Origin of the sequence: Microcystis sp. LSC13-02, from assembly GCA_002282935.1 — a bacterium.
Taxonomy (GTDB): domain Bacteria; phylum Cyanobacteriota; class Cyanobacteriia; order Cyanobacteriales; family Microcystaceae; genus Microcystis.
Window position 1 is genome coordinate 1 of sequence record MTBT01000187.1, and the last position, 5,872, is coordinate 5,872.

Consider the following 5,872-nt stretch of genomic DNA (forward strand, 5'->3'; position numbering starts at 1 on the left):
CCTCGAAAATGTCTTGACTATCGAACCCCTTTTGAGGTATTCTATGAATTATCATCAGACATTGATGCACTTCATTTTTGAATTGGCGAATTTCGCCTTAGCATTGCTCGCGTTCGTGACTTAATCGCTATCCACAATTCTCTCAAATCTCAGACTACTCCCGCCCCAGATGTATCGGATATCCTCAGAGCCGCTTTAGTCCTGACTGTGAGCGCTTTAGATTATTATATTCACGAAGTGGTTACTCTAGGAATGCTAGAAATTTATCGAGGCCAACGTTCAGAACCCTCTGCCTTTTCTCGTTTTCAAGTCTCCCTAGATGGCGCACGACAAGAACGATTGATAGCTATTAGTATTGGCTCTTGGTTAGAAAACGAAATTCAACAAAACTACGGTTCTTTTTTTGGTCAAGAATCTCGCTCAATTTCCGAGGTACTACCAATGATTGAAAATCTTCTCACTAACAAACTTAATAGTAATTATTGGTTGGAAGCTGAAATTAGAGAAAACCTCAGCTATAAAAGCTTTCAACAACCGGACAAAATAGCGGAGGCCATTAGACTAATTTCAGCCAAGAAATTGTGGGAAGAAGTGGCTGGCAAGCTAAATAAACCAGCCAAAGATATTAAAAACCAACTTAGCGCAATTGTTGATCGAAGGAACAAAATCGCCCACGAAGCTGATATAGACCCGAGTTATGGCATTGGCAGTCGCTGGAATATCGATGAAAATCTCGTTAATGATGCCGTTACCTTTATAGAACAGCTTGTTGAAAATATCCATCAGGTACTTGAGGACATCCACTAGCCGAGAATTTCCCCGGCAGTCCAGCCATAAATACTTATGATTTCTCAGGGAATTATAACAATTATTAAATAATGTGTAGTTTTGTATACCGATGCCAAGAACTTAGCTACAATATCAAGTGGCGTAAGATATATAGAGATTAGCTTGTGAGTCGGCATCAAGACAGTCAAACTGACCGGAAACGAGAAGAAACACAGTTCACTCCTTACAGTGCAGAAGCGATCGCTCAACAATACCGTTACAAACCTTGGCAATTGTTCGGTCGCACTTTCGTGATTATTTGGTCTTTAGGATTATTTCTCCTCAGTCTCCTCTGGGACAAATGGACAAAGCAAGAAGAAGCCAATAAATACCGGCGTGCCAGCGAACTTAGGCAAATTCTCACCTGTTTAGGTCCCACCTTCATCAAAGTCGGTCAAGCTCTCTCTACCCGTCCCGACCTCGTTCGCAGAGACTTTTTAGACGAATTAGTTAAACTGCAAGACCAACTTCCCCCCTTCGATAACGACATTGCTTTTGCCATTATCGAGACCGAATTGGGAATGTCCGTAGAAAAAGCCTATCGAGAAATATCCCCCACCCCGGTGGCTGCCGCTAGTTTAGGACAGGTTTACAAAGCTATTCTACCCACCGGTGAAGAAGTAGCCGTTAAAGTGCAAAGACCCGGGCTGCGGGCGCTTTTAAGCCTCGATTTATACCTAATGCGCTGGGCTGCCCAAAAATTCGGTCGTTTATTACCCCTCAATCTCGGCCACGACCTCACCCTGATTGTCGATGAATTCGGCACCAAACTCTTTGAGGAAATCGACTATCAAAACGAAGGTCGCAACGCTGAAAAATTCGCCACCAACTTCCAAAATAACCCCGAAGTTAAAGTTCCCAGTATCTACTGGCGTTATAGTGGTCGCCGCGTCCTTACCCTGGAATGGATTGATGGCTATAAACTCACCGATACCGAGAACATCAAAGCTTTAGGATTGGACCCCAATAATATCGTTAAAATCGGCGTCACCTCTGGATTACAGCAACTCCTCGAACACGGCTTTTTCCACGCTGACCCCCACCCGGGTAATCTTTTCGCCACTTTTGATGGTCGCATGGCCTATATCGATTTTGGCATGATGGACCAGTTAGAGGAGGAAACTAAAGAAACCCTCGCTAGTTGCGTCGTCGATTTAATTAACAAAGACTACGAAAACCTGGCCAGCAACTTTGTCAAGCTGGGATTTTTAACCCCAGAAACGGATATAAAACCAATTATTCCGGCTCTAGAACGGGTTTTAGGCAATGCCATCGGTCAAAGGGTCGGTGACTTCAATTTCCGCACCATTACCGATGATTTCTCCGAATTGATGTACGAGTATCCCTTCCGGATTCCCGCCAAATTCGCCCTGATTATTCGTTCCCTCGTCACCCAAGAAGGGGCAGCCCTCACCCTCGATCCTAACTTCAAAATCGTCCAAGTGGCCTATCCCTACGTCGCTAAACGTCTCCTGACCGGGGAATCGCCCCAACTGCGGCGGCGTTTACTGGATGTCCTGTTCAAAGACGGTAAATTCCAGTGGCAACGCCTAGAAAACATGATTACAATGGCTCGCTCGGAAAGTAACTTCGATTTACTGCCCACCGCGCAATTAGGCATCACTTTTCTTCTCTCGGAAGAAGGTCGTTATCTGCGTCGTCAATTGCTATTAGCTTTAACGGAAGATGACCGTCTCCATACCGCCGAAGTACAACGTCTCTGGGGTTTAATCCAAGGAGAATTGCAACCGCGGCGACTCTTGGATGTGGCCATGAGCGCTTTTCGGGAATTATCTGCCCAAGGTGTGGCCGCTGTCCTTCCGGGAGAAACCAGTTCGCGTTAAAGTGTTTAAGGTCATCATCGGTTAATCACTTTTTCTATGGATTATTATTTTCTGCCCCAACCGCCCTATTTTCTGGTTGTTGCCGGTTTATTTATCGGTATTACCTGCGGGGCCGCTTTTGAAGCTAGTCTCAAGCAAGTGGTTAACAATTGGTATAAAAATAAGGGCTCGGACGATCAAAATCTTTTAAAATCCAGTTCCTTACAAATTCCTTTTATCGGTATTTGTATCGGAATCTGTCTTTTCCTCGCCTCGGGATTAGATATATTTATTCTCAATGGTTGGGTTGCCTACGCTATCTCTCTCCCGATGACTATCTTTATCGGTGGTTTGGTTTGGAGTCAGTTAGGGGAATTATTAGGCCAATTACAGCGCGGCGGTTCTAAAGAAATTGACCTCGATTATCGGGGATAATTAGGAGACAGCCAACATTTAGGACTAAGAGAATAGGTGTTAGCAGATAGGAAAGATCAACTACCCCACAACTAACACCAAACCCTTATTTATACCCAATTTACCAGCTATTTTGGCCCGCGATTTTAGATGCAAAAACCTTTAGCATGGCATTGGCGATCTCTTCCTCTACATCAGCGCACTGGTTCTGAGGTTTTTGCCTGTTTATTCTCCCAAGATGCGATCGCTACTTTACTAGAAAGTCCCTATCCGGGTAATTCCCTCTCCCGTTACTCTCTTTGTGCTGGTTCCCCGCGTCAGTTTTGGACCCCCGCACTAGGGGAAATTTTGCCCTTTTTAAGCAGTTTACTCCCCCAAACCCGATCCGATGTTCTTCCCGATCATCTTCCCTTCCATGGCGGTTGGTTGGGGTGGTTAGGCTACGATTTAGCTTGGGAAATAGAAAAATTACCCAGCACGAAAGCTGATAATCTCCCTTTTCCCGTCGCTTATTGGTACGAACCGGATAGTTTTGCTATTCTCGATCACCAAGCACAAATTCTCTGGTTAGCTGCCACTAAACCCGAAGATTTAGATAAATACGAACAATCTTTAACCAATCACCCCGATTTTGAGTTGATCGATCCCCATCCCTCTCCCTTAATCTTTTATACTTCTCAACTCGACTACGAAAAAGCTGTTAAAAAAGCCTTAGATTATATCAGAAAAGGCGATATTTTTCAAGCAAATTTATCCCTAAGATTTCAAAGCACAACTAAGGCAAAAGGATGGCAAATTTATCGCAGTTTACAACAGATTAACCCTTCTCCTTTTGCCAGTTATTGGCGCACACCTTGGGGCGAAATGATTAGTTGTTCTCCCGAAAGATTGGTGAAATTAGCAAGAGGAATAGCCAGCACTAGACCAATCGCAGGAACCCGTCCCCGGGGTAAAACCGAGGCACTCGATCGACAATTGGCCGAGGAACTATTAACTAATAAAAAAGAGCGCGCCGAGCATATTATGCTAGTGGATCTAGAACGCAATGATCTAGGTAGGGTTTGTGAATGGGGATCGGTTGATGTTGATGAATTACTGACGATCGAGCGTTATAGTCACGTTATGCACTTGGTCAGTAATGTTCAAGGAAAATTAGATAAAAAGTATCATGCTATTGATTTAATTAAAGCTCTTTTCCCGGGGGGAACAATTACCGGTTGTCCGAAAGTTCGTTGTCTAGAAATTATCGAAGAATTGGAGCCGGTGCGACGTAATTTATTCTATGGTTCCTGTGGCTATATTGACCTACGGGGTCATTTAGATTTGAATATTCTCATCCGTACCCTATTAATGACTGCTCAAGGGAATTTAAACACCGTTTGGGGACAAGTGGGAGCGGGAATAGTTGCCGATAGCGATCCCGAAAAAGAATGGTTAGAATCCCTTCATAAAGCTGAGGCACAATTAATCGCTTTACGTTCTTTTTAATTTTTGATTTCAACAAACTAACCTATTGTTGCATCTAAAACCGCTCTTTTTACTTTTTACCTTATCTGCTATTTTGTAGGATAGCTTCCGATCTTGAACCCTATTCATGAATCAAATTTCTATCGCAGTTACTTTTTTTCTTAGTTTAGTCTTGACCTCCCTTCCCTTTTTACTTTTCGGGGCAGCCGTTTCTAGTTTTTTGCTGGTTTTCGTCAATAAACAGCGATTAGCGGCGATATTTCCCCGTAATCGACTGTTAGGAGCGATCGTTGGCAGTGCCATCGGATTAATCCTACCGGTCGGACAATACGGCACGATTCCCGTCGCTAGAAGATTCTTATTAGAGGGAGTACCCCCAGGGGTGGTGTTTAGCTTTCTCACCGCTGCACCTACCCTAAATATCGTCACTCTTTGGCTAACTTGGCAGACTTTCACCTATTCTAGTATTTTCTTCTATCGATCGCTTTCGGTATGGTTAATGGCAATTGTTATCGGTACTCTCTTTAGTTTCTACCGGGAAAAACCCCGCACCGATAGCGAAATTCCCCTAGAATCAAGTTTAGTTCTTTCCGGTAGTTTTTTACCTGAGGAAGCAGCCGGTCAACCCCTACAAAGAGTCGGCAATCTTGTTTATGAGTATAAAACTAGAGATAGGCAAGCTTGGCCAATTTCTCTGCAGCTATTTCTCGATAACTTTATCGATGAAGCACTGGAATTAGGGGGATTATTAATTATTGGCTGTGCGATCGCTAGTGTCTTTCAGCTATTATTACCTCAGAGTCAATTAATTGCCTGGGGGAATACTCCCGTTACTCAAATTCTCGTGCAGTTGTTATTTGGTTTCACCCTCGCTGTTAATACCAGTCTGAGCACTTTTGTCCCCGGTTCTTTAATTACTAATCTGTCCGTGGGTTCCACTCTCGCTTTTTTACTGGTCGCTTCCCTAATTGATATTAAAGCTTTTATCCTCCTCCTATCAGCTTTCCGTCCTAAAATCGTCCTTTATTTCGGAATTTTATACCTGTTAATGACTTTTTTAGTGGCTCTGATCCTCAGTTTTTATCTAGGTTGAATTCCTTCTGGGTCAGAAAAATTTTCTCTTGACAAAAGCCCCTTGACATGATACTATATATATAATGGAAAATCCGTGCGCCTACAGACCCTATTTTCCTAAGCATTTAAACTCTAACTCATCTTGATTCGGCTTGCCGGAGTTGTGACAACATAGTTTTATCGAAAATTTGGGTTAAAACCCCGTCCTTTTAGGACGGCTTTAAGCTACAATGGAAAAAGCGATAACCAAGCTAAAAACTGAACCT

5 protein-coding genes are annotated in these 5,872 nt (G+C 43.4%); all 5 read left to right on the forward strand.

Features of this window, described 5'->3' with window-relative positions:
- The first annotated feature begins 81 nt into the window (after positions 1-81).
- The 5 genes from BGL89_RS11125 (at position 82) to BGL89_RS11145 (ending at position 5,625) form a co-directional block, all read left to right on the forward strand.
- Entirely contained in the window at positions 82-807 is a 726-nt protein-coding gene (locus tag BGL89_RS11125) for a HEPN domain-containing protein (RefSeq protein ID WP_353743925.1), read from the forward strand.
- Positions 808-953: 146 nt separating this feature from the next.
- Complete coding sequence (locus BGL89_RS11130; protein WP_286825760.1) at positions 954-2,672, forward strand: ABC1 kinase family protein; 1,719 nt, start codon at positions 954-956, stop codon at positions 2,670-2,672.
- Between the two features lie 36 nt (positions 2,673-2,708).
- Entirely contained in the window at positions 2,709-3,086 is a 378-nt protein-coding gene (locus tag BGL89_RS11135) for a hypothetical protein (RefSeq protein ID WP_045360581.1), read from the forward strand.
- A 129-nt stretch (positions 3,087-3,215) separates the two neighbouring features.
- Positions 3,216-4,553, forward strand: a complete 1,338-nt coding sequence (locus BGL89_RS11140; protein ID WP_286825761.1) for an anthranilate synthase component I — start codon at positions 3,216-3,218, stop codon at positions 4,551-4,553.
- Between the two features lie 106 nt (positions 4,554-4,659).
- Positions 4,660-5,625: a permease gene (locus tag BGL89_RS11145; protein ID WP_286825762.1), complete on the forward strand. Its 966-nt coding sequence runs from the start codon at positions 4,660-4,662 to the stop codon at positions 5,623-5,625.
- The last annotated feature ends 247 nt before the right edge of the window (positions 5,626-5,872 follow it).